The sequence below is a fragment of the Pelatocladus sp. genome (assembly GCF_059505505.1).
Window position 1 is genome coordinate 37,550 of sequence record NZ_JCACKS010000041.1, and the last position, 22,614, is coordinate 60,163.

The 22,614-nt window shown below is 40.2% G+C and carries 25 protein-coding genes and 1 riboswitch; of the genes, 8 read left to right on the plus strand and 17 right to left on the minus strand.

Annotated elements, in window-relative coordinates:
- Positions 1-25 precede the first annotated feature (25 nt).
- The 3 genes from AC5JMK_RS04470 to AC5JMK_RS04480 form a co-directional block, all read right to left on the minus strand.
- Positions 26-757: a phosphonate ABC transporter ATP-binding protein gene (locus AC5JMK_RS04470; protein WP_096677096.1), complete on the minus strand. Its 732-nt coding sequence runs from the start codon at positions 755-757 to the stop codon at positions 26-28.
- 97 nt (positions 758-854) lie between these two features.
- Positions 855-1,829 (minus strand): phosphate/phosphite/phosphonate ABC transporter substrate-binding protein, encoded by a 975-nt coding sequence (locus AC5JMK_RS04475; protein WP_096677095.1) that lies wholly within the window; start codon positions 1,827-1,829, stop codon positions 855-857.
- A gap of 68 nt (positions 1,830-1,897) precedes the next feature.
- Entirely contained in the window at positions 1,898-2,041 is a 144-nt protein-coding gene (locus AC5JMK_RS04480; RefSeq protein WP_495909486.1) for a hypothetical protein, read from the minus strand.
- A 176-nt stretch (positions 2,042-2,217) separates the two neighbouring features.
- Between AC5JMK_RS04480 and AC5JMK_RS04485 the strand changes: the two genes are divergently transcribed.
- The 3 genes from AC5JMK_RS04485 (at position 2,218) to AC5JMK_RS04495 (ending at position 4,850) form a co-directional block, all read left to right on the plus strand.
- Positions 2,218-2,865 (plus strand): histidine phosphatase family protein, encoded by a 648-nt coding sequence (locus AC5JMK_RS04485; RefSeq protein ID WP_096677094.1) that lies wholly within the window; start codon positions 2,218-2,220, stop codon positions 2,863-2,865.
- Positions 2,866-3,100: 235 nt separating this feature from the next.
- Positions 3,101-4,126, plus strand: a complete 1,026-nt coding sequence (locus tag AC5JMK_RS04490; protein ID WP_495909487.1) for a glucokinase — start codon at positions 3,101-3,103, stop codon at positions 4,124-4,126.
- A 121-nt stretch (positions 4,127-4,247) separates the two neighbouring features.
- Positions 4,248-4,850, plus strand: coding sequence for a hypothetical protein (locus tag AC5JMK_RS04495; RefSeq protein WP_096677092.1), 603 nt, complete (start codon positions 4,248-4,250; stop codon positions 4,848-4,850).
- Between the two features lie 42 nt (positions 4,851-4,892).
- Here AC5JMK_RS04495 and AC5JMK_RS04500 read toward each other — a convergent pair whose 3' ends face one another.
- Positions 4,893-6,332, minus strand: a complete 1,440-nt coding sequence (locus AC5JMK_RS04500) for a glycoside hydrolase 100 family protein (protein WP_495909488.1) — start codon at positions 6,330-6,332, stop codon at positions 4,893-4,895.
- A gap of 803 nt (positions 6,333-7,135) precedes the next feature.
- On the opposite strand from AC5JMK_RS04500, the gene AC5JMK_RS04505 reads away from it, so the two are divergent.
- Positions 7,136-8,395 carry an FAD-dependent hydroxylase gene (locus AC5JMK_RS04505; RefSeq protein WP_096677090.1) on the plus strand — a complete coding sequence of 420 codons (1,260 nt, stop codon included), beginning with the start codon at positions 7,136-7,138 and terminating at the stop codon, positions 8,393-8,395.
- A 586-nt stretch (positions 8,396-8,981) separates the two neighbouring features.
- Here the strand turns inward: AC5JMK_RS04505 and AC5JMK_RS04510 are convergent.
- The 5 genes from AC5JMK_RS04510 to psbZ form a co-directional block, all read right to left on the minus strand.
- On the minus strand, positions 8,982-9,533 hold the full coding sequence (locus AC5JMK_RS04510) for a DUF948 domain-containing protein (protein ID WP_096677089.1): 552 nt from the start codon (positions 9,531-9,533) through the stop codon (positions 8,982-8,984).
- Positions 9,534-9,548: 15 nt separating this feature from the next.
- A complete protein-coding gene (locus tag AC5JMK_RS04515; RefSeq protein ID WP_096677088.1) occupies positions 9,549-9,926 on the minus strand; it encodes a YtxH domain-containing protein in 378 nt (125 codons plus the stop codon).
- 58 nt (positions 9,927-9,984) lie between these two features.
- Positions 9,985-10,293, minus strand: coding sequence for a hypothetical protein (locus AC5JMK_RS04520; RefSeq protein ID WP_096677087.1), 309 nt, complete (start codon positions 10,291-10,293; stop codon positions 9,985-9,987).
- Between the two features lie 248 nt (positions 10,294-10,541).
- The gene (gene ribH / locus AC5JMK_RS04525) at positions 10,542-11,120 is read right to left on the minus strand and encodes a 6,7-dimethyl-8-ribityllumazine synthase (RefSeq protein ID WP_096677086.1); all 579 of its coding nucleotides are present in this window, start codon (positions 11,118-11,120) and stop codon (positions 10,542-10,544) included.
- A 210-nt stretch (positions 11,121-11,330) separates the two neighbouring features.
- Positions 11,331-11,519 (minus strand): photosystem II reaction center protein PsbZ, encoded by a 189-nt coding sequence (gene psbZ / locus AC5JMK_RS04530; protein ID WP_096677085.1) that lies wholly within the window; start codon positions 11,517-11,519, stop codon positions 11,331-11,333.
- A 160-nt stretch (positions 11,520-11,679) separates the two neighbouring features.
- On the opposite strand from psbZ, the gene AC5JMK_RS04535 reads away from it, so the two are divergent.
- Positions 11,680-14,400, plus strand: a complete 2,721-nt coding sequence (locus AC5JMK_RS04535; RefSeq protein ID WP_495909489.1) for a CBS domain-containing protein — start codon at positions 11,680-11,682, stop codon at positions 14,398-14,400.
- A 30-nt stretch (positions 14,401-14,430) separates the two neighbouring features.
- Here the strand turns inward: AC5JMK_RS04535 and AC5JMK_RS04540 are convergent, their stop codons facing one another.
- Positions 14,431-14,709 carry a peptidase gene (locus AC5JMK_RS04540; protein WP_096677083.1) on the minus strand — a complete coding sequence of 93 codons (279 nt, stop codon included), beginning with the start codon at positions 14,707-14,709 and terminating at the stop codon, positions 14,431-14,433.
- Positions 14,710-15,154: 445 nt separating this feature from the next.
- Here AC5JMK_RS04540 and AC5JMK_RS04545 point away from each other — a divergent pair, with 445 nt between their 5' ends.
- Entirely contained in the window at positions 15,155-15,595 is a 441-nt protein-coding gene (locus AC5JMK_RS04545) for a DUF4363 domain-containing protein (protein ID WP_495909490.1), read from the plus strand.
- 272 nt (positions 15,596-15,867) lie between these two features.
- Here the strand turns inward: AC5JMK_RS04545 and AC5JMK_RS04550 are convergent, their stop codons facing one another.
- From AC5JMK_RS04550 to prfB, 6 genes are all read right to left on the minus strand, one after another.
- Positions 15,868-16,638: an MBL fold metallo-hydrolase gene (locus tag AC5JMK_RS04550; protein WP_096677081.1), complete on the minus strand. Its 771-nt coding sequence runs from the start codon at positions 16,636-16,638 to the stop codon at positions 15,868-15,870.
- Positions 16,635-17,240 carry an anthranilate synthase component II gene (locus AC5JMK_RS04555; protein ID WP_096677080.1) on the minus strand — a complete coding sequence of 202 codons (606 nt, stop codon included), beginning with the start codon at positions 17,238-17,240 and terminating at the stop codon, positions 16,635-16,637. Before AC5JMK_RS04555 ends, AC5JMK_RS04550 begins: the two co-directional genes overlap by 4 nt.
- A gap of 119 nt (positions 17,241-17,359) precedes the next feature.
- Complete coding sequence (locus AC5JMK_RS04560; protein WP_096677079.1) at positions 17,360-17,815, minus strand: diacylglycerol kinase family protein; 456 nt, start codon at positions 17,813-17,815, stop codon at positions 17,360-17,362.
- Positions 17,816-17,956: 141 nt separating this feature from the next.
- On the minus strand, positions 17,957-18,487 hold the full coding sequence (gene ybeY, locus AC5JMK_RS04565) for an rRNA maturation RNase YbeY (RefSeq protein ID WP_096677078.1): 531 nt from the start codon (positions 18,485-18,487) through the stop codon (positions 17,957-17,959).
- Between the two features lie 40 nt (positions 18,488-18,527).
- Complete coding sequence (locus AC5JMK_RS04570) at positions 18,528-18,683, minus strand: DUF3285 domain-containing protein (RefSeq protein WP_017311221.1); 156 nt, start codon at positions 18,681-18,683, stop codon at positions 18,528-18,530.
- Positions 18,684-19,013: 330 nt separating this feature from the next.
- A protein-coding gene (prfB, locus tag AC5JMK_RS04575; protein ID WP_096677077.1) for a peptide chain release factor 2 occupies positions 19,014-20,133 on the minus strand; the annotation gives its coding sequence in 2 pieces (ribosomal slippage) (positions 19,014-20,060 and positions 20,062-20,133; 1,119 coding nt in all).
- 240 nt (positions 20,134-20,373) lie between these two features.
- Between prfB and AC5JMK_RS04580 the strand changes: the two genes are divergently transcribed.
- Entirely contained in the window at positions 20,374-21,186 is an 813-nt protein-coding gene (locus AC5JMK_RS04580; RefSeq protein ID WP_096677076.1) for a type 1 glutamine amidotransferase, read from the plus strand.
- A 117-nt stretch (positions 21,187-21,303) separates the two neighbouring features.
- Here AC5JMK_RS04580 and AC5JMK_RS04585 read toward each other — a convergent pair whose 3' ends face one another.
- A complete protein-coding gene (locus tag AC5JMK_RS04585) occupies positions 21,304-21,588 on the minus strand; it encodes a hypothetical protein (RefSeq protein ID WP_096677075.1) in 285 nt (94 codons plus the stop codon).
- Between the two features lie 313 nt (positions 21,589-21,901).
- Positions 21,902-22,041, plus strand: a riboswitch (cobalamin riboswitch).
- Positions 22,042-22,062: 21 nt separating this feature from the next.
- On the opposite strand from AC5JMK_RS04585, the gene AC5JMK_RS04590 reads away from it, so the two are divergent.
- Positions 22,063-22,488 carry a DUF1636 domain-containing protein gene (locus tag AC5JMK_RS04590; RefSeq protein WP_495909491.1) on the plus strand — a complete coding sequence of 142 codons (426 nt, stop codon included), beginning with the start codon at positions 22,063-22,065 and terminating at the stop codon, positions 22,486-22,488.
- Positions 22,489-22,614 lie beyond the last annotated feature (126 nt).

Genomic DNA, 22,614 nt, shown 5'->3' on the forward strand with positions numbered 1-22,614 from the left:
TATACTACTCAGTCACCAACGACTTCTACTCTCTAATCACAGAAAATTGGGCTTGCAAATTTTCACTATGACCATCATAAACAACACGTCCATTATCTAGGACGATCGCTCGTTGGGCATATTCTGCTGCTATACCCAAATCGTGCAGAACAGTGACAATGGTTATGCCTTGCTGAGAATGTAATTGAGATAAAGTATCCATAACCTGTTTACAGGCCATGACATCTAAACCTGTAATCGGTTCATCGGCTAAAAGAATTTGGGGAGATTGAATTAAAGCACGAGCGATCGCTACTCGTTGTTGCTGTCCACCACTCAGTAAACTAGTTTTTTGATCAGCTTGTTCTCTTAAACCCAATTGCTCTAATATCTCCAACGCTTGACGGCGATCGCGTTTGGGAAAACCAAACAGGGTCTGCCAAGTTGTGCGTATACCTAGTTTCCCACACAAAACATTATCAATTGCTGGGAGTTGAGGAATTAATCCCCCACCTTGAAATAACATCCCAATGTCTCGCCTAATTTGCGTTAATGTACGAGGATTAATTGGCACACCATTAATATTGATACTTCCCTGCTCTAAGGGTAGTAGTCCCATAAGCGATCGCAATAGCGTAGATTTACCCGCACCATTGAGTCCTAGCAAAGCCACAAACTCACCATGATGAATTTGGCAACTAATCCCATTCAAGATGGGACGTTGTAAAGATGGTGAGTATGCTGTCTTCAGATTGTGACACTCAATAGCGGGATACATGTTGAAGGAGGTGAGGGAAGTGTGGGAAGTGAGAGGGTGTGGGGAGTGTGGGGAGTAAATAACAATCAACAATCAACTACTACCAATCATTAATTCTTTAAGGCTGAATACCTGCTAGTTGCAGGGCATTACGTAGAGGTGCTAGATGTTGGTTATGGTCAACTTTGACCAATTCTGTAGAGTTATATAAGTTACGCAGCAATTGGTTATTTTGTGGCTGATTCAATAGCAACATCGCGTTGATGATTTTGTCGCGTGTAGCGCTGGGAACGTCATCATCAATAGCAACACCGTGAGCAGGAACGCCAGAAATTTTGTGGAGAACTCGCACTTGATTTTTTTCTGCTTCTGTAATGTACGGGGGGTTAAGTGCATATTCTGACACAGCAGCTACATCCGCTTGACCACGCAACACAGCTTGTATGGCTTTGCTGTAATTACCACCATAAGCAACTTGTCCAAAGAAATTATTTAAGCGATCGCGGTTTTGTACAAGTCCTTGTTTCACAAGTTCACCAGTGGGGAAAATAAATCCAGATCCAGAAGTGGGAGAAGTGAAAGCTATTTTTTTACCGCGTAATTGTGACAAAGTGGCTTTGGCTGTGGACTGGGTTTTCAGGGGACTATTTTTGGAAACAACAAATATTGAGTTATACGTATATTTACCTGAATAAGTGGGGCGGACTTCAGCTAAATACAAACGAGCATTTGCCAATTGTTCAGCTTTCAACGCCGGACGGCTACTCAAGAAAGCGATATCAGCACGGTTGGCTCTTAAAGCTTCCACTGCTGCGGTGTCATCACCAATCTGTGCTTTGACTGGAACTCCTAACTGTTCAGACAAAAATGTAGCGACAGCATTGGCTTTATTTTGCAAATCTGTAGAGTCAGAACGACTAGGAAATATTACTACTAATTCATTTGTCTTCCCTTGGGCCAGTAAGGTTTGCTCTTTTTGATTGGGAATTAGATTCGCGATCGCCGATCTTTCTCCAAAGGTACTAGCAAGTAAACCTATAAGGGCTACAGATACGACTCCTACACCCAGAACACCCTGTTTAGTGACTCTCATGTGCTTTCTCCGTTAGGAATTATTATCAGTATTTATGCGAATTTATTGCAATTGTTTTTCTTAAGACTTTAGAGTTTTGAGGAATCAAAGTCAAGATAAATTGTGTAAATAAAAGGTCGTCCGTTTCGTGGTGTCAGGTATTCCAAAAACTCAATCCCAGACCCAGCAGGCGATCGCAATCCACTAAGGTTGCAATCTGGCTCCTTGGACATTATTGAGATGCTCCTGTTGTGTACCGTAATTCATACTTTCACCTGCCAGTCTCAAGCCAAGTAAATCACGGTAAAATTTCAATCTGGCTTCGGTGTTAGATATAACGATCGGAAAGAGAACATGAGATGATATTTATTTTGCAGTCTGCAAAGTGTATCCGCTTGGCAATCAACCCATGAGTCAAATCATCTGGATAGCAAGACACGCTAACCGCCTTGATTTTGTTAACCCTGATTGGTTTCTTACCGCCGAACGACGTTATGATCCCCCTTTGTCTGAAGATGGTTTTATACAAGCCAAGCAATTAGCTAACCGTCTCCAGAAAGAAAAAATTGCCCATATTTTCGCTTCGCCTTTCTTGCGAACCGTACAAACGGCAAACGCTGTTGCAGAAGTTCTGGATTTACCAATTAAACTAGAAACTGGTTTGAGTGAATGGCTCAATCCTGCTTGGATGACAGAGGAACCAGAAAGGCTTTCTATTCCTGCTCTGGCTGAACTATTCCCTAGAATAGATACTAGCTACACTTCTCGCATTGCTGCTAAATATCCAGAAACTCAACCACAAGTGCGAGCGCGTTCCGGACAAACCGCTAGATGTCTAGCCACAGAATATTCTCCAGACAATATTTTACTGGTAGGACATGGTGCATCTGTACTAGGCGCAGCTATGGGATTTGTCGGTGAAATTGCTGTAACGGAAGTTAAAGCATCTTTATGTAGCTTAGTAAAAGTTGTACGTCAACATCCAGAATGGTTTCTCGAACTCAAGGGAGATACTTCTCACTTAACGCAGGTCGAGGAATTTGTTCGGTTTAATTGATGGATATATAGCTAAACATCTTTCTCGTGATGACTATTAGTAATAGTTGTTATTGGTTAACAGTTAATGGTCAAATATGGAAAAGCACTCAACAGTCTTTAGGTAATTGAAAACCGATCCTAGTTAGTGGTAAAAAATCAACTACTAACTACTGTACGAGCGAACAGCTAGCTGTGCGCCCCTAGCAATCAGCAAGCACCAATCAGCAACCAGCAACTACCATATATATATATTTATGACTTTACTACTAGCAGGAGACATCGGCGGCACAAAAACCATTCTGCGAGTGATGGAGGAAACAGAAGCACCTCTTTTACGCACGGTGTATGAACAGCGTTACCGCAGTGGCGATTTTCCTGATTTAGTGCCAATAGTACAGCAGTTTTTGGCAGCAGCTAACACACCCATACCGGAAAAAGCTTGTTTTGCGATCGCCGGGCCTATAGTTCACAATACCGCCAAGCTGACCAATTTGGCTTGGTTTCTGGACACCGAACGTCTGCGACAACAACTCGGTGTCACTCATGTGTCTTTAATTAATGATTTTACTGCTGTTGCCTATGGCATTTTAGGTCTAGAAGTACAGGACTTTTATACACTTCAACCTGGTAAACCAAACCCAGATGCACCCATCGGGATTATTGGTGCTGGTACTGGTTTAGGACAAGGATTTTTAATCAAACAGGGAAATTTTTATCAAGCTTTTCCTTCTGAGGGTGGACACGCTGATTTTGCCCCTCGCACTGAGTTAGAATTTCAACTGCTGAAATATCTGTTAGATAAACATAGTATCCAGCGTGTTTCTGTGGAACGGGTAGTTTCTGGTTTAGGAATTGTTTCTATTTACCAATTTTTGCGCGATCGCAAAATTAGCAACGAATCACCAGAGATTGCTGAAATAGTCAGAACTTGGGAACAAGAAGCAGGAAAACAAGAAAAAAGTGTTGATCCGGGTGCTGTCATTGGTAATGCTGCTTTACAAGGAAGCGATCGCCTTAGTGAACAAACAATGCAGTTATTTATAGACGCTTACGGCGCGGAAGCTGGTAATCTTGCCCTCAAACTCCTTCCTTATGGTGGTTTATATGTTGCTGGTGGTATAGCCCCAAAAATTCTGTCTTTAATTCAAAAGAGTGAGTTTTTGTTCAACTTTACCCATAAAGGTAGAATGCGCTCCCTGTTAGAAGAAATACCAGTACATGTTGTAATAAATCAACAAGTGGGATTAATCGGTGCTGCTATTTATGCTTCAAGGTTATAGTGTATATACATAGGATAAGAATGCTGTTTTTACACAAATTTACGGGTGCTTCTAAATATTTGGTTAAGTTATAACAAACTTATTCATCTACGTAATATTAGCACGTGTAAAAGCAAAAACTATGGCAAAAAGAGTATTGTTGTTCCTCATTACTACCGCCTTGCTATGTAGCGGATTTACTCGTGTCGAGGCGCGTCCCCCCCAGCGCCCCCTTTCTCCAACCAAACCAGCTCCGAATAAACCAATTAAGTCAGAATGGAAGCTATTTACTGCCCCAGATGGTAGCTTCACTGTCTTAATGCCGGGAATGCCTAAAGTTATTACCCAAACCCAAAAAACCTATATGGGGGAAATAAATTTACAAGTCTTTGTTGGTCAATTAGCTAACCAAGAAGTGGCTTACATCGTCGCATACAATGACTTTCCCCATAGCTATGGTCAAATGACAAATCCCCAATTAATACTTAACAATGCCCAAATTCTGGCTGTAAAAACAACCCAAAGTAATTTAATTGGACAACGTAGAATTAGTAGTTCCAACGGTCATCCTGGCAAAGAAATTGAGTATGTCAACTCTGGTGGAAAAATAACTAAAAACCGCATGTATGTTGCTGATGGACGTTTGTATCAAGTCATGGCGATCGCAACTAAAAAGCAACAGCATACTTTATCTCAAACTATTAATGGATACTTAAATTCTTTCCAGTTAGTTTTGAAAAAATGATAATTAGAATTGACGTAAAGAAGATACAGAAACTTGGCATTTTCAAGCATCAAAACTGTTGATTTGAAATTCACAAGCCATAGAAACCTGTTGTGCTACAAATTGCTCAAAACTAACTAATGGCAAACAAGAAGGATTTTTTATCAATTCTTTTGCTAATAAAAATCCTGCAACTGTCCATGTCTGATATTTTCTTGCTTGTTTGCCCTGAAGTCGCCCTGTTCTACCATCGTAATACTCTGGCCATTCATCATCTTTCAGACGTTTTTGGGCAATTTCAATTGCTCTGTCTGCTAAATATACTCTTTTAGTTTTAATGGCTGCTGCTGCCAATATCCACATTAAAACAGGCCAATTGCCACCGTTGTGATAAGACCAAGGTATATTTTTAGGATCGCAGCCAGTAATAATTCTGTATTCTTCATTTTCTAAAGCTGGAAAACTGATTTTCATCGGCATATCTCCGACTAAATCCTCCCAGCGTTTCTCGATTAAATTCATGATGGCTTGCGATTGTTCTTCGCTAGCAAGATCACAAATAATTGCAACTAAGTTTCCTAATGTAAAAAATCGGGTATCCATAAGTGATGGCCCGACATTTCCTGCTAGATAACCAGCTTGTTTTGGCAACCATCGATCTAATTCAGCATAAGGAAGTGAATCTACATATATATTGAATTTATTAACAGCCTCTTTGCCATACTCTTCACCTTTGTAGTGGTAAATAGTATTGAGACGATTTAAGTCTATCCAGTAATGTTTACGAATATGAGCAGATAAAACAGGTAAACGGTTATCAATAGCTGTAACAATATCTTGATTACCTTGGCAAATTAGCAAGTCTCGCCCAGCACGTAATGCTGAGTAAAACAGAGATTGTATTTCTAAAGGATGTCCGTAGATACCTAGACGACGGTCAATCATACAAGCACCATCGGGAACCAACAGGGTAGGATACATATCAAAACGTGTCCCTAAAGATAGTTCCATAATTAACCTGATTCCCTGTTGAAAATCACTTTGATATGCCAATGAATAATCCTTCGTAGCTACGACATAAGCACGTAGCAGTATCATCCACCAAAAACATGAATCTACTGGTGTGACTCTGGCGATCGCATGTTCTCCAAAATCTGCTTCTAAATGTTCTTCACCACTTTGGGAAACAACTACTTTGAAGCTAGCTGGAATCATACCTCGACCAGGTTTGTAGGCATCCAATTGATTTTCTTTTGGCTGTAACTTTAAAGTTACTTCTAGAAAGTTACGAACAATTTCTGTTTTACCTTGAATAAGAAATAGTAGACCGGAAGAAATAAAATCTCGAATAAAGCATTGATCATAATTGAGCGCATCTAATGTATTATCAATGGCGGCGAGTGTTCCAACTGGACGACCTTGATAGTACAGAATTGATTTTTCTAAAACTTCCCACGCTTCTCTTTCTACATTTTCAATGTTTGCCAAATCATCTAATTGCATAACTCCAATATCTCCATATAAGTTTGTGTTTTTAATTTAACAGACAGATAGTAAATACAACTTATTTTCTCCCTTCCAGTATTTTCACCAGAGCTATTTCATTTTAGATATAAACCAATAGTTTAAGTCCGTTTTAACGGACTTAGTTGAATACCACAAAACAGTCGGCTTGAAGCGACTTTTGCTATTAGTCTCAGAATAAATTCTGAGGCGGACTGGATGAAAATGAAATAGTCCTGGTATTGTCAATCTCAAAAAAAGTTTTTTATCAAAGTTTATTTTCACTGATTAAACAAGCAATTAGTGATTAGAAAATTATCACAGTTGAATTATTTTTTACTCCATAAAATTATATATGAATAGATATTTAAGCTTGTGTGATTTTAAATACTTTTACAGCAATTACAATAAGTACAATTAATTCATTATGGAAGTCTTCTTAGCTATTTACTGACATAATAAAAAATTATAGCTATTTTTCAGAATATGCAATGGTAATTGAAAAAAATGTTTTTTATGATTAAAGACTGGGTATTTAATTTTAGTTTTTAGTTGTCAATTTTTCTTTGGCAACAAAAGAAATTAGACTTAATGCAGTGCATAAAAAAACATACCTGTCAAAAGTCAAAATCAAAAGTCAAAAGAATTGTATTTCGAGCTTTTGCGTTATTTTAATTTGCGTCATTTTAAAGCCTTTGTCTAGAGGAGCATGATAAAGTTGCTCCCATTTCCCCCATCCCCCTTGTCCTCCACGACGCGATCGCGTAAAAATAATAATTAAAACGCTGTAATTTGTCTTAACAATGGCGCAAGCACAGCTTCCACAAACTTTTTTCCCTAACCAGGTAGCTACAAGCAAACGGGAATACGACTATGATTTGGTCATCGTCGGTGGCGGAATAATCGGCCTTACTCTAGCCTCTGCTTTCAAGGACTCAGGATTAAATATCCTGCTAATTGAAGCAAAACCAGAATCCGCAGCAGTAGCTAAAGGACAAGCTTACGCCGTGCATATGCTGTCGGCGCTAATTTATCAAGGTATTGGAGTCTGGGATAAAATCTTACCCCAAATAGAAACTTACCGCCGTGTTCGGCTTTCTGATGCTGATCACCCAGATGTGGTGGAATTCACCACAGCAGACATTAACAAACAAGATTTGGGTTATGTGGCGGAACACCAAGCATTGTTGTATCCTCTGCGCGAGTTTGTCAAAGAATGTCCAAATGTGACTTATTTATGTCCAGCAGAAGTTATAAGTACTCATTATCACCAGGACATAGCCACAATCGATATCAAAGTCGCAGGGGAAATGCGGACAGTCCGTAGCAAATTAGTAGTAGCTGCTGATGGTTCGCGATCGCCTATTCGCCAAGCTGCTGGAATTAAAACTCATGGTTGGAAATATTGGCAGTCTTGTATTGTGGCATTTGTTAAACCAGAAAAACCACATAATCATACTGCCTACGAAAAATTTTGGTCTAGTGGCCCCTTCGCAATTTTACCTTTACCGGGAAATCGTTGTCGCATTGTCTGGACGGCTCCCCATGAAGAAGCAAAAGCTTTGTGTGCTTTGGATGATCAGCAATTTCTCACAGAATTAAGCCGCCGTTTTGGTAATCAATTGGGTAAGCTGGAATTGTTGGGCGATCGCTTTATCTTTCAGGTACAACTCATGCAAAGCAATCAGTACGCCTTACACAGATTAGCTTTGGTGGGTGATGCAGCACACAATTGTCATCCGGTGGGCGGACAAGGCTTAAATTTGGGTATCCGCGATGCAGCAGCTTTAGCCCAAGTGATTAAAAAAGCACATCAAACTGGTGAAGATATTGGTAATCTCAAAATTCTTAAACGCTACGAACATTGGCGCAAAATGGAAAATCTAACTATTCTAGGTTTTACAGATTTATTGGATAGAGTCTTTTCTAATACATTTTTACCCGTAGTATTAGTTCGTCGCCTGGGTTTATGGGTAATGCAGCGAGTACCAATCTTAAAAATATATACTCTCAAATTAATGATTGGTTTGAAGGGACGCACACCCGAATTAGCCCAACGGTAAAACAAATAAAGTTTGTACCAGACGCGAAATTTCGCGTCTGGTACAAAGAATTGTGGGCTTAACACCAAGCGCGTATTGCTTTAACCTACATTGTGAATGTATCAGCTTACATTGGGAATGTATCGACTTACATTGTGAATGTATCGCCTCACATTGTGAATGTATCGCCTCACATTGTGAATGTATCGCCTTACATTGTGAATGTATCGACCTACATTGTGAATGTATCGACCTACATTGTGAATGTATCGACTTACATTAGACCTCTTGCAAAAATATTTTTACCCCACCCTAACCCTCCCCGTTTACGGGGAGGGAACTCAATACTACTCGGTTAAGAAAATCGACCAACCTAAAATCTCTGTAGAGAAGCGAAATTTACGGTCTCTAGATTCCCAAAATCGCAGCGAAAAATCCTTAACCGAGCAGTATTGGGAGGGAACTAAATCTTCCCCCCGTGAACGGGGGGATTGAGGGGGGTTCATTCGACTTTTGCAAGAGGTCTATTGTGAATGCAGCCATCTGCATAATTTATATCAAGGATAGATAAGTGATATTACTTATAAAACAATACGGTTCAGCGATTTCAATCTTCTTCTTGCCAATCTGGGGTGTCATCACTTTTCCATTCAGCAGAATCTTGGTAGCTTTCTTGATTTCGATACTGTTCTGATTTTTTGGTGCGATTGTAATGTCTGAGAGATTCTCTTTCTCTTGATGTCAGCGTTGCTTTTTGATTGACTAACAAGCGATCGCTCGTTCTCTTTCCACCTTTTGAGCGCGTAAAACTTTTCCATGCAGCTTTGAAGCCAACAAATACGCTACGTGTATTAATTTGAATATTTTGAGCCTGCTGTTTGGCACTGTTCAAGCTTTGATCAACTTGTTTAACAACCCCAGAAGCACTTTTCACGCCTTCACTAAGATCATCAGTCAGATCGGTGATTTCCAAGCCTGTCATACGGATCGAATCCAGAGTCGGTGGTAACTCTCGTGAGAGGGTATCAAAAAACTTTTCCGCACTACGAGCAGCACGTGCTAACTCCTGCAATGCTGGTATAGCCACCACCAAAACAGCAGTTAGACTGATAGCCACCAAAAATATAGATAGTCCCAGCCAAAACAGCGGTTCACTCACAATTATGTTGTTAATTTAGTTATCTACATGCTCAGGAAGAGAATCTGAGTCAGCCACTGTCTGAGTAGCTGTTGTTTGCACGTCTGGTGAGTTTTTCCGTTTCATTGCTTGATTTTCCCGTTGACTAGCATCGACACCAGCTGCGATCGCTTCCCGTAGTCGATCTAAAGTCTCATCCCAGTTTCTTAGCGCATTTGCAGACAGGCGATCTGCCTGAATTTGGACACTAGTTGATAAATCTTCTGCTAAGTCTGGAAGTGCATCAGCAGATTTTTTCAATAGTTTACGCGTTTCGCGTCCTGTACGCGGAGCCATAAGCAAACCAGTCAAAGCACCGATAGTTGCTCCTAGCATGACACCACCAATAAATACTCCAGAACGGTTGTTAGACATTGTACTGTTCTCTCCTTAAACACATTTTATGGGGTTTTCATACATTGCAAGCCCTGAATTATTTAACTTTTCTGCTATCAAACCGACGCCAGAATCTTTGTCCAATAAATAATATGCTAAAAATCTGCTGCAATTGTTGAATTTGCATCTCTAGCACTTGGTTTGTTTGCCTTAGATTATGAATATTCTGTCGGCTAATATCAAGAGCCTGGGGTGCTTGAGAAAATAAAGCATGGCTGCAACGTTCAGCGAGAATAAACAAATTAGTGAGCCTAGCTAGTAGCAACCGCAGTCGCCATACTCGCCAAGCAGTATACAGTAATATTAATGAGATGAGTGTGTTTATTACAACAACCACTTGAACCATTGCTTATACAATTTTGGATTTTGGATTTTGGATTTTAAATCTTGGATTGAGAAACTCTTTGCTGCATAGGAGTTCTGTAAGTCTATCTGTCGCATTCTTTTTTCTAATTGGTATTACTTTTCCAGCATCAACTAAGTTCTGATTTCATCATAGCGACAGAGCAGGATTGGGGATTGAACAACTAATCAGTTATCAAATTAAACTGTTAACTGATTCATGCCCAATCCCTTTTCCTCGTTAAGAGTTCGTTAACCCACTTCTCCCTCAGACGCCGAAAATTCACCTATACTGGCACTCTTGAGCGAAGTAGGTAAAGATTGAGAATTACCAGCGTATGGTTGAGCTAGGTTAGAACGCAACTGACGCATCAGGCTACCCATTTCCAGTGCTGACATAGCATAATCCCAGCCATGATTACTTTTTATCCCAGCCCGTTCTAAGGCTTGCTGCATGGTATCAGTTGTCAAAATACCAAAAACCACTGGTACACCAGTTTGGAAGGAAGCAGCAGCAATACCTTTGGCCACCTCAGAGGAAACATAATCAAAATGAGGTGTTTGTCCTCGAATCACAGCACCCATACAAATTATGGCGTCGTAGCGTCCCGAAAGAGCAAGTTGGCGGGCTACTACTGGGACTTCAAAACTCCCTGGAACCCAAACATAATCAACTTGAGAACCATGAGGATCAACATCGACGCCGTGGCGTTTCAAGCAATCTTGACAACCCTCTAATAGTTTGGTGGTAACTAGATCATTGAATCGTCCAATTACCAATGCAAACCGTAAAGGTTCTGTCTGCGTAAAAGTTCCCTCGAAAACTGCCATGACCGCCTCTAAATCAACTATACTCTTGCCACTATATACATTTCTTCCATAAGACAACAGGAGCAACTGAGATCAGGAGTTGGGGAGGTGGGAGGTAGGGGAGAATTTACTCTCACTTTCCTTGTCTCCCTTGTCTCCCGTATTCCCCTTGTCCTTTGTGTTGCCCCTGTTATTTTTATGCTATTTACTTACTGTGTGGGCAGTAGTTACCTAAACTACGAAAAAGCTTAGGAGTGCAACTAAAACAACTAAGCCGATCCAAGCGCCAGAGCCAAGCCACAGCAGTCTTTTGGAATCATTCCAGTTTTGCGGAGTGGCGTAAGCAACAGGAACGCCAATTACCATTGCAAAAGACACAAGTACCAGAGCTAACAAAGCAATTTGGAATATAATACTCATTTTCCCTTCTCCCAAGACAGCGAAGATTCTAGTTAAAGATAGAATATCTACAGGATTAAACCAACATTCTTCCTTATTGTTAAGCTATCAGAAATTGCAACATTTTAGTCATCTGTCCTTTGTCATTTGTCCTATGTCCTTCGTCCAATGACTACTGACTATGGATCTAATTCTTTGTCACACAACAGCTGATTTTGATGCTTTAGGGGCGGCGGTAGGACTAACACGTTTGCTTCCTGGTAGCAAAATTGTGTTAACTGGCGGCGCTCACCCACCAGTGCGAGATTTTTTGGCGCTGCATCGAGATGAGTATCAGTTAATTGAACGGCGTTCTGTGAATCCGAAAAAAATTCGTTCTCTGACTGTAGTAGATACTCAAGATCGCGATCGCCTGGGCAAAGCAGCAGAATGGTTAGATTTACCCCATATTAAAGAAATCATAGTTTATGACCATCACCTCGAACAACATGGTGATATCCCTGCTACAAAATTACACATTGCGCCTGTAGGAGCTACCACAACTTTAATTGTGGAAGAATTGCAAAAACAGCAAATTTCCCTCTCAACAGCAGAAGCAACTGCTATGGCGTTGGGTATCCATGTTGATACAGGTTCGCTTACCTATGACCACACCACACCACAGGATGCTCTCGCCTTGGCTTGGTTGATGCAGCAAGGAGCAAGTTTATCGGTAGTTGCTGAGTATGTAGAACCTGGTTTGTCTCCCCAATTGCAGCAGTTATTATCAGAAGCACTTGAGGATTTGCAATATTTACGCATCCGGGGATATACCGTAGCTTGGGTAACGTTAGTAACCGATAGTTATGTACCAGGTTTATCGAGTCTAGCCTCCCAATTAATGGAGTTGACAGAAATAGATGCTTTATTGTTAGCAAATAAATATGGTATGGGAGAAGGCGATTCACGCTTGACAGTAATCGGGCGATCGCGAATTCCTGAAGTCAACCTCAATCAAATTTTTCAACCATTGGGTGGTGGTGGACATTCCCAAGCAACATCACTGAATTTGCGGGGTGTAAATTGTCGAAAAATACTCAACCAATTATTGGAAGGGTTAAAAGCGCAGATTCCCTATCCACCGACAGCACGAGATTTGATGTCATCGCCAGTTCGTACCATTCGCCCAGATACCACAATTGAGGAAGCACAGCGAATTTTGTTACGCTACGGACACTCTGGTTTATCTGTAGTTGATACCCAAGGTAAGTTATTGGGTATTATCTCCCGTCGAGATATTGATATTGCTTTGCATCATGGCTTTAGTCATGCACCCGTTAAAGGTTACATGACAATTAATCTTAAAACGATAACTCCTCATACCACCCTGCCAGAAATTGAGTCATTAATGGTGACTTATGATATTGGACGGTTGCCTGTGTTAGAAAATGGACAATTGGTAGGTATAGTCACCCGCACTGATGTTTTGCGGGAGTTGCATCAGCAAAATGATAGCGAGAAGGGGAGAGGCAAAGAAAGGGGAAGAGAAGGAGAAGATAATGTTGAGATTCCGACATTGGGAGAATTGTGCGATCGCCTCAATCCCAAACTTTGGGAACTACTCACCAAAGCATCCGCCCAAGCCAAACAACGGGGTTGGCATTTATATTTAGTAGGAGGAGCAGTACGCGACTTGCTACTAGCAAAAGAAGCATCTGGTAGTTTGTTAATCAAAGATATTGACTTAGTAGTCGATGGCTTTGATAAAGCCGCCGATGTCGGCGCAGGTGTAGAATTAGCAAAAGCACTCCAGCAAATTTACCCAGCAGCACGATTAGAAATTCATGGTGCTTTTCAAACTGCGGCCTTACTTTGGCACAAAGATCCACAATTAAATTCTTTGTGGGTAGATATTGCTACTGCTAGAACAGAATTTTATCCTTACCCAGCTGCAAACCCCGAAGTCGAAGCTAGTTCAATTCGCCAAGATTTGTATCGGCGTGATTTTACCATTAATGCTTTAGCACTGCGACTGACTCCTCCCCATGCAGGGAAACTCCTGGATTTTTTTGGTGGTTTGCTAGATTTACAAGCAAAGCAAGTTCGTGTTTTACACGCTAACAGTTTTATTGAAGATCCCACCCGCATTTATCGCGGTGTACGCTTTGCTGTGCGCTTTGGATTTAAAATTGAATCGCAAACAGAAGAATATATCCGTTATGCGATCAACAGTGGTGTTTACGATCGCACCACAAAAGAAAATCATAAAACACCTGCACTGCAAACCCGCCTCAAAACAGAATTAAAGCACATTTTAGAAGCATCCTATTGGCAAGCAGCTTTGCAATTACTTGGAGATTTAGGAGCATTACAGTGTATTCATCCGAGTCTCAAAAACTTAGATGCAGAATTATTGCGCCAATTACGATTACTAGAACGCTGTTTACACAAGTTTGATTTTGAAGAAACTCTGCTGACTCACTGGCAAATGCGCTTAGAAGTGATTATCGCTCACCTTGTCCCACAATATCGAGCGAAAGTGGCTAAAAATCTGCAACTACAAGAAGATAGCATTGAACGCTTGGAGAAATTAGCCCAAGTACAAGCACAGGTGAAAGATGCTTTACCCACTTGTCAGCTTCCTAGTCAGGTAGTAAAATTGCTGCGATCCTATGATTTACCCACGTTGATTTTAGTTGCTTTACACAGTTCACGCCCAATTAGAACACAAATATGGCATTATTTAACAGTTTGGGCAGATATTCAACCAATATTAAATGGAAATGACTTAAAGAAACTTGGTTACAAACCAGGACCACAATATCGACAAATGCTAGATGATTTACTAGCTGCGACATTGGATGGGAAGATTTGCGATCGCACTGACGCAGAAGAATTTTTAAATATAAATTACACCTTATAAATAACTCTTATCAAAATTTGATTCTCATCTCTATTGAGATTTTTGTTTCTTCTGATTAAATAAACCAGACATACTCAAACCTGTAACTACCAACCCAATAATTCCTAAGCCATTCAACATCGGATAGATTGCTTGAAGATGAAATATTTCGCCTGTATGAATGCTTAAAATAAATCCAGATGAAAACCCTGTGTCAATCGGCCACTCTCTGACAACAGTTGCTAACATTCCTGTTAGCGCAGTTAAAATCAATGGCAAAGCAATAATAAGCGCGAGAGTGCGATGGTACTTACGAAATAAACGTTTCATACTAGTTATTGAGAAAAAAGTTAACTAACAAAATTTAATATAATCGCAAAAATAAGCCTTATTAAATATTAACTTAAAATTTGTGTTTAAAAATTGAGATTTGTTCACAAAAACTCAAAATATAGCAATCCGTGTAGGAGTTGTGAATCTTGAGAGGGTCAGATCCCCGACAACTTCTGTAAAGTTCGGGATCTTGTTATTTATGAATGATTTAGGAATGCTAGATAAAAAACTCAATGTCAAGAACTGGGAAAGAAAGTAGAAATCTTAGTAAAAATTTTAGTTCTTTGGCACTTTTTTAGCCTTATAGTCTTAATACTTCAATCAGGTACTGTCTGGTGATGATGCTTTCTAAAGGTGAGGTGATATTTTTACCTATTACCTGATCACTAATACTAAGTACCGAATTACCAATACCTATAACACTTCTGCTAAGGAGTTTTTTATGAACCGTTTTAATCAAGTTTTGCTGATTAGTGCAATTAGTATGTTGACCTTAGTCGGATGCAAGAATGGTGAACAATCCGCCACGCAGACATCACCTTCAGCAACTGCTACACCCGCGAGTGCTACATCTGAGAAAACAGCTACTACTACTGTCAAAGACGATAACTTTAAAGGATTGTTAGCAGTTGTCTCCAATACCCAAACAGCCGTTAAAGCTGGGGATTTTACTAAAGCTAAACAAGAGTTTGGCAAATTTGAGGATTATTGGTCAAAGGTTGAGGATGGAGTGAAAAAGAAATCTTCCAAAACCTACAATACAATTGAAGATGAGGCGGATAAAATTCAAGGAGATTTGAAAACCTCCGCACCAAATAAAGATAAAGTGCTAGCAGCATTACAATCTCTGAATAAAGATATTAATAGTGTTGCTAAACCTTAAAAGTCAACAAGTACTCTGCGTCCCAAGCTATCATTACAAAGAATAGTTTTCTTAGTGTCTTAGAGGTTGTTTTAAAACCTACCTTCTGCACCCTAAATGTCACACTACGAATTTTGGACGTTTGAGGATTTGGGGATGGCGATCGCCATCCCCAGTTTATCGATTTTTGTATAAAACATAGCTTTTATCGTTTGTAAAAAACCGAAAAAACCGATTGTGACGCCACAACCAAAAAACTTAAAAAGCAGGCTTTTAGCCTGCTTTAATTATTTCTAAAACTTGTAACTTAAAACTTGTATCACTCCATTCTCCGGTAAATTACTGGAACTAACAATAATTTTGTCGCTATCGCTACGACGCACAGTCATCCCATTCATCACCGTTAAAAAATTATCTAAAGGAGAAATATCGCAACTAGCTTCATCAGCTGCTTGGGTACGGTAATGGGTAGGAATAATCAACTTAGGATTGATCGTCTGAATTGCTTGCTTTGCTTCTTCGGCATTATAAGCTTTTGCACCGCCGCCTACAGGTACTAGTGCCACATCGGGACGACCAATGAGGATTTTTTGTTCGATGGAAATAGGTGCAGCAGCCCCCCCTAAGTGCAGGATATTAATTCCTGCTTGCTGCCATTGCCAAGCAGCATTTGTACCGAATTGCTTCCCACCTTTGCGATCGTGGGGGATAGCAATTCCTTGAAACTTAATACCTTTGAACTCGTAAGCACCGGGTTCGTAGATTAACTTCGGATTTCCCGGTAGATCTTCAACTGCACCTTCATCCAACAATTGACTGCTTACCAGTACTAAATCTGCTGCCACTTTCGGTGGACGATACTTAGCGGTACAACCAACTGTCCGAAATGGGTTGACAAGAATTTTCGTACCGCCACCTGTAAACAGAAAGCAAGTATGACCCAACCATTGAATTGATAATGAACCGCTAGATTGGGCGTTAGCTTGAAAGTGAGAACCCAAGCTAGTAACCAAAGTTGTTACCAAACCTGCCCCAGCATAGCCCATTAATTGCCGTCGTTTCATTCTCTTGTTTTCATCTGTAATTTACAAAGAAAGTTTCGCAGTAACTGCTTGCCTGAAGATGTCAGAACACTCTCTGGGTGAAATTGGACGCCTTCTATATGAGGATAGTTCCGGTGTCGTACCCCCATAATTGTGCCATCTTCTACCCAAGCGGTGATTTCTAATACATCTGGACAGGTGTCGCGCTCGATTACCAGGCTATGATACCGGGTAGCAACAATTGGGTTTTCTAATCCTTGGAAAACCCCAACTCCTGTATGAGACACTTGGGAGGTTTTGCCGTGCATTAACTCTGGTGCCGAAACAATATTACCACCGAACACTTGACCAATACTTTGATGACCCAAACAAACCCCTAAGATTGGTAAGTCAGTTCCTAGTTTTTGAATTAAATCTAGGGAAATACCCGCATCATCTGGGCGACCAGGGCCGGGAGAAATTACTACTCCATCTGGCTTTAAGGCATTAATCTCATCAAGGGTAATCTTATCGTTACGAAATACTTTGATATCTGCCGCTACAGGAAATTCTGTTGCCAGTTCTCCCAAATATTGCACCAGATTGTAGGTAAAGCTGTCGTAATTGTCAATAACGAGAAGCACTGTGATTCAACTCCAGTTCTCAACCACTGCATACCATTTTGGTTGATTGTTACAGATTTTGTGTCGCTATGATCCAGTTAATTGTTGGTTCTAAAAATCTCAAACAACAAATTAAATTTCTAAACAGCTGACAAAATCAAAGCTAACAAGGGAGGAAATAAAAGTGCGATCGCTACCAAAACTGCCACACAAGCCGAAATCAGCACAGCACCAGCAGCACAATCTTTGGCAATTTTTGCGAGTTCATGGTAGGTCTGCTTGACTGTTAAATCCACTACCGATTCAATTGCTGTATTTAGTAACTCTAACGCTAAAACTAAGCCACTAGTTATACTAATAACTGCGATTTCCACTGCCTTTAATCGTAAAAAAATACTCAATCCCAGCGCTACTACGCAGATAACAACATGAATACGAAAATTGCGTTGAGTTTGAAAAGCATAACTTATCCCACACCAAGCATACTTAAAACTCACAAATAGATTAGCAGCAACTTGCCAAGAGAATTCTCGCTTTTTGGTAACAACTTTTTCTAAGTGGTTTGAAGTTGGTGGTGGTGAGACTGGTTGAGACATAGTTGAAAAAATACAGCAGCAGGGTGGATGAACTGGGAATATGTGCCGATTTTAATAATTCATCGATAATTATGCCAATTTTCTACCGATCATTATATTAATAACAATAAATAAGTTGCATCTTAAATAAACATGCAACTCCTAAAATTCTATGTCAAGAGAAATACCGATGAAATTCAGTAATATTACTTGCTGTTTTAGCATTCTTTCTAAACTTTCTTCATCCGGATGATCCCAGCCCAGCAGATGTAACAACCCGTGGCTTGCTAACCAAGCTAATTCGGTTAACAAAGTATGTCCTTGCTTTTGAGCTTGCTGGTGTGCGGTATCAACAGAAATAACAATATCACCAAGGTATAAAGGCATAGAAGCTAGCATTTCACTTGGGACAGGAGAGTTTACCTCTAATGCGGCAAACGATAAAACATCTGTAGGTTTGTCTTGATGACGATACTGGGCGTTTAATTCCTGAATTTCCGAGTCATTGGTTAAACGCAACCCGATTTCATAATTTGCCGCAGGTGGAATATTTGGTTGTAATTTTTCTAACCAGCAATTAAACCAATTTTCCCATGTTTGAGCAGTGATTGGAGTATAGGTATCCCCAATATTGATACTTTTTGCTTGCGAAGATTCACATAGATAATCCTCTACATATACTTCAACTTGCACCAGCCAAAAAATCTCCTGTAGTGAAATTGATAGTTTATGATCAGCGAGTTAGATAAGCAAGACCAATAAACAAAGCTAATAGCCCGACAGTAGTCAACAGAAAGTGCTTGAGGGAAGTAACTCGCTTTTGCACCATATTTCGCATCGCGAGTTTCACATAGCTAGGTTGACGTTCATCAGAAGGAGAATTGCTCATAATAATTTGATGACAAATCTTCTTTCAATGTAACAGTTTGTCAAAGCGGAGTCCAAAATCAAAGGGAACGGGGATAAGGGAGATAAGGCAGACAAGGAAGACAAGGAAGACAAGGAGAAGACAAAAAAGACAAGGGAGAGAATAAACACCAATAAGTAGGTAGGTGTAATTAAAGATAAAATAAAACCTCACCCTGCCTCCGGCTTCCCTCTCCTTACTAAGGAGAGGGATTGAGGGTGAGGTTTTATATTTAATTTGACCCACTTACTTAATGCCCAATAGCTGTGTTCCCTATTCCCTGTTCCCTTTTTTCCCTTTTAACTAAATAAATTACACTGTCGCTTCTACTAGCTGATTTTCTTGCCGCAGATAAGCTTGGATGAAAGTATCTAGTTCGCCATTCATAATGTCGGCGATCGCAGTCGTTTCGACGTTGGTACGTAAATCTTTTACCATTTGGTAAGGATGAAAAACGTAGTTACGAATCTGGTTTCCCCAAGAAGCTTCGACCATATCACCACGAATTTCGGCAATTTCTTTAGCATGTTGTTCTTGGGCAATGACTAGCAATTTCGCTTTCAAACGAGCGAGGGCTTTTTCTTTGTTTTGCAATTGGCTGCGTTCTTCTGTACAACGCACTGCAATCCCTGTGGGAAGATGAGTAACGCGTACAGCAGTTTCTACCTTGTTGACATTCTGTCCACCTTTTCCACCAGACCGAGATGTAGTAATTTCTAGGTCTTTTTCAGGAATCTCCAATTGCACCGAGTTATCGAGTTGAGGCATTACTTCCACCCCAGCGAAACTGGTTTGGCGCTTACCATTAGCATTAAAAGGTGAAATTCGTACTAAGCGATGAGTGCCTGTTTCAGACCGCAAGTACCCATAGGCATAGCGTCCAGTAATCTCTATGGTGGCTGATTTTATACCTGCTTCGTCACCTTCGGATTCATCTGTTAAATTTACCTTGTAACCCTGAATTTCTGCCCAACGGGTATACATCCGCAGTAGCATTTCTGCCCAGTCTTGAGCATCAGTACCACCAGCACCAGCGTTAATAGTCAGAACCGCCCCTTTGTCATCATAAGGGCCAGAGAGTAACTGCTGTAACTCCCACTGGTCAAGCTCTTTGTTGAGTTTTGTGACAGTAGTTTCTGCTTCTTGTAGAAGTGCTTCATCCGTTTCTAACTCCAAAAGCTCTAATACTGCTTTGGTGTCTTCGATGCTACTTTGCCAATGTTGGTACTGCTGAAGATGTGCTTTTAGATCATTAAGTTCTTGCAGCGTTCCTTGGGCTTGTATTTGATCATCCCAAAATTCTGGCTGGGCTGCAATTTGTTCTAAATCTTGAATTTTAGCTGTGAGTGCAGGAATGTCAAAGATAGTCCTGAGTTTTACCCAGGCGATCGCACAACGTTTCAATTTCGCGTTTTAGTTCTAATGCATCCATAAGTTTTTGCTAATCAGAGCGCGCTTTATATTTTAAGGGTAGATTTACACTCTCGTGTCAATAGACATTGCTATTTATTTTATTGGTATTTCTAATTTTATCTATAAAACAACATTCCTTGATATGTTCGTAATTTAGCGTGTACACAGGCTAAAATCTTTCAAAACTGATAATACCAATCTCAAGATTCTGGCTCCCAACACTGCAACAGGCGCAACTTAATCCCCGATCCCTAAAATTATGATTAATCAACAATACGAATTAACTATTGGTTGGCTGTATCCGACGCTGATGAGTACCTATGGCGATCGCGGTAATGTTATCGTCTTAGAACGCCGTTGTCAGTGGCGGGGATATAATGTCAAGGTTTTGCCCTTAGATCAAAATGCGACAGCAGATGATATCAAATCTGTAGATTTAATCGTGGGTGGTGGCGCCCAAGATCGTCAGCAAGAAATTGTCATGCGTGATTTGCAAGGTGCGAAAGCAGAAGCAATGCGCGAAAAAATTGAAAATGGTATTCCTGGTGTTTTTACCTGTGGTTCGCCTCAACTGTTGGGACACTACTATGAACCAGGATTTGGACAACGTATTCAGGGTTTAGGCATATTGGATATAGTCTCAGTGCATCCCGGCGAAAATGTCCGGCGCTGTATTGGTAACTTAGTTGTAGAAGTCACTGCTACTCGTCTTGCGCGAGATCTCCAAGAAATGACAGGTAGCAAACCATACCTTATTGGATTTGAAAATCATGGCGGACGTACTAAATTAGGCCAAGTCGAAGCCCTCGGACGTGTGGTGCATGGCTTGGGCAACAATGGCGAGGATGGCACAGAAGGTATATTTTATCAGAATGCGATCGCTACCTATTCCCACGGGCCTCTGTTACCAAAAAATCCCTTTGTGGCAGATTGGTTAATTCAAACTGCACTGAGACTGAAATATCAACAGCCTATTACTCTATCACCTATAGATGACACCTTGGCAATCCAAGGACGACAAGCAATGTTTAAGCGATTGCAAGTAGATTTGGCAACACCTACAAAAGTTTAACGGCGTGTTGTTTCATGTTTTTAGCCCGCAAGCCCGTAGTTTACTTGCGGGCTAATAAAGCAAGTCTACTATTAAGTTTTTAATTTACCTTAGTTTTCTCTATCTAAAGCAATAAGGCTAGAGCAAAGCTAGCTTATCCTGAAGGCTACTCACACAGAAAATAATATGGTCACGGATAGCCCGCTCATAGAGTATAGTCTGCTTTGTTCGTATTCCTACAGGCTGATATATCAACTTAATTTCGGGAAAGTCGCACCAATACATCAAAAAAATGTCTTTGGCAGGAGTAGTAATTTCATAATTATTTTCTTGTTTCTTTTTCTTAAGCCTACAATTATTTAGTTGTAACTTTTGTCTAAATAATTTTTCAAATTCTGGAATTAGCTCTGAAGCGGTTATCATACTTTATACACGTTAAAACGTGTTATTTACGCAAAGAATATATGCAGATGCTACTGAGTATAACACTTTCGCTTACCTACCATCATAAGTTATTGTATTAGTTAGTGTTTTTTTGATAACTGAGGTTATTTTCTCTTACCTCAATTGATATTTAGTTATTGATAACAACTATCAAACTGGGAGTTGGCGAGCGATAATTTAACTCATTTCCGTCCCTTCTCTAACCAAGAAAATCAGTACGAGTTGTACCAAAGCTCAACTGATCGCCATAGTCAAAAAGCAGCAACAGAGGGGGTGATATTGTGGGTTAGTGTTAAGATCAATAACATTCGGTTCTAGTGGGGAGCAGTCACTAGAGGTAACGGGGAAAGTTCGGTGTAAATCCGGCGCTGTCCCGCAACTGTGAACTTAACAAAAGTAAGTCAGGATGCCCGCCGAAATTGATTTCACTTGTAAAATATCTGCGAGGTACAGATGACCACAGCTACAAATACTTCTGCAATTTCTACACAGAACAATACTCAGCAACCCTCTCATACTCTATTTGTGTGTAAGACTTGTGCTAGCGTCTGGCAAGATGGTAAACGAGTTGGTGAAAGTGGTGGACAAAAGTTATTAAAGCAACTTCAGGAATTAGCTCAAGATTGGCATCTCAAAGATGATTTTCCGATTCAAGAAGTAGAATGCATGAGTGCTTGTAGTCATTCTTGTGTAGTTGCTTTCGCTGGTTCTGGAAAACTAACTTATATGTTCGGAGATTTACCAGTAGATGATAGTGCGGCTGCTATTCTCGAATGTGCCAGCAAATATTATGATAAACCAGATGGTTTGTTACCTTGGTCAGAACGTCCCGAACCTCTCAAGAAAGGTATTTTAGCAAAGATTCCTTCGTTGTCTTGAAGTAAATCAAGTTTTTGAGTTTTAAATCAAGTTTTTGAGTTTTAAATCAAATTTTTGAGTTTTAAATCAAGTTTTTGAGTTTTAAATCAAGTTTTTGAGTTTTAAATCAAGTTTTTGAGTTTTAAA

Bases quoted from the DNA above. Each gene is read 5' to 3' on its own strand.
- AC5JMK_RS04470 (WP_096677096.1), bottom strand. From the start codon at position 757: ATGTATCCCGCTATTGAGTGTCACAATCTGAAGACAGCATACTCACCA.
- AC5JMK_RS04475 (WP_096677095.1), bottom strand. From the start codon at position 1,829: ATGAGAGTCACTAAACAGGGTGTTCTGGGTGTAGGAGTCGTATCTGTA.
- AC5JMK_RS04480 (WP_495909486.1), bottom strand. From the start codon at position 2,041: ATGTCCAAGGAGCCAGATTGCAACCTTAGTGGATTGCGATCGCCTGCT.
- AC5JMK_RS04485 (WP_096677094.1), top strand. From the start codon at position 2,218: ATGAGTCAAATCATCTGGATAGCAAGACACGCTAACCGCCTTGATTTT.
- AC5JMK_RS04490 (WP_495909487.1), top strand. From the start codon at position 3,101: ATGACTTTACTACTAGCAGGAGACATCGGCGGCACAAAAACCATTCTG.
- AC5JMK_RS04495 (WP_096677092.1), top strand. From the start codon at position 4,248: ATGGCAAAAAGAGTATTGTTGTTCCTCATTACTACCGCCTTGCTATGT.
- AC5JMK_RS04500 (WP_495909488.1), bottom strand. From the start codon at position 6,332: ATGCAATTAGATGATTTGGCAAACATTGAAAATGTAGAAAGAGAAGCG.
- AC5JMK_RS04505 (WP_096677090.1), top strand. From the start codon at position 7,136: ATGGCGCAAGCACAGCTTCCACAAACTTTTTTCCCTAACCAGGTAGCT.
- AC5JMK_RS04515 (WP_096677088.1), bottom strand. From the start codon at position 9,926: ATGTCTAACAACCGTTCTGGAGTATTTATTGGTGGTGTCATGCTAGGA.
- AC5JMK_RS04520 (WP_096677087.1), bottom strand. From the start codon at position 10,293: ATGGTTCAAGTGGTTGTTGTAATAAACACACTCATCTCATTAATATTA.
- ribH (WP_096677086.1), bottom strand. From the start codon at position 11,120: ATGGCAGTTTTCGAGGGAACTTTTACGCAGACAGAACCTTTACGGTTT.
- psbZ (WP_096677085.1), bottom strand. From the start codon at position 11,519: ATGAGTATTATATTCCAAATTGCTTTGTTAGCTCTGGTACTTGTGTCT.
- AC5JMK_RS04535 (WP_495909489.1), top strand. From the start codon at position 11,680: ATGGATCTAATTCTTTGTCACACAACAGCTGATTTTGATGCTTTAGGG.
- AC5JMK_RS04540 (WP_096677083.1), bottom strand. From the start codon at position 14,709: ATGAAACGTTTATTTCGTAAGTACCATCGCACTCTCGCGCTTATTATT.
- AC5JMK_RS04545 (WP_495909490.1), top strand. From the start codon at position 15,155: ATGAACCGTTTTAATCAAGTTTTGCTGATTAGTGCAATTAGTATGTTG.
- AC5JMK_RS04550 (WP_096677081.1), bottom strand. From the start codon at position 16,638: ATGAAACGACGGCAATTAATGGGCTATGCTGGGGCAGGTTTGGTAACA.
- AC5JMK_RS04560 (WP_096677079.1), bottom strand. From the start codon at position 17,815: ATGTCTCAACCAGTCTCACCACCACCAACTTCAAACCACTTAGAAAAA.
- AC5JMK_RS04570 (WP_017311221.1), bottom strand. From the start codon at position 18,683: ATGAGCAATTCTCCTTCTGATGAACGTCAACCTAGCTATGTGAAACTC.
- AC5JMK_RS04580 (WP_096677076.1), top strand. From the start codon at position 20,374: ATGATTAATCAACAATACGAATTAACTATTGGTTGGCTGTATCCGACG.
- AC5JMK_RS04585 (WP_096677075.1), bottom strand. From the start codon at position 21,588: ATGATAACCGCTTCAGAGCTAATTCCAGAATTTGAAAAATTATTTAGA.
- AC5JMK_RS04590 (WP_495909491.1), top strand. From the start codon at position 22,063: ATGACCACAGCTACAAATACTTCTGCAATTTCTACACAGAACAATACT.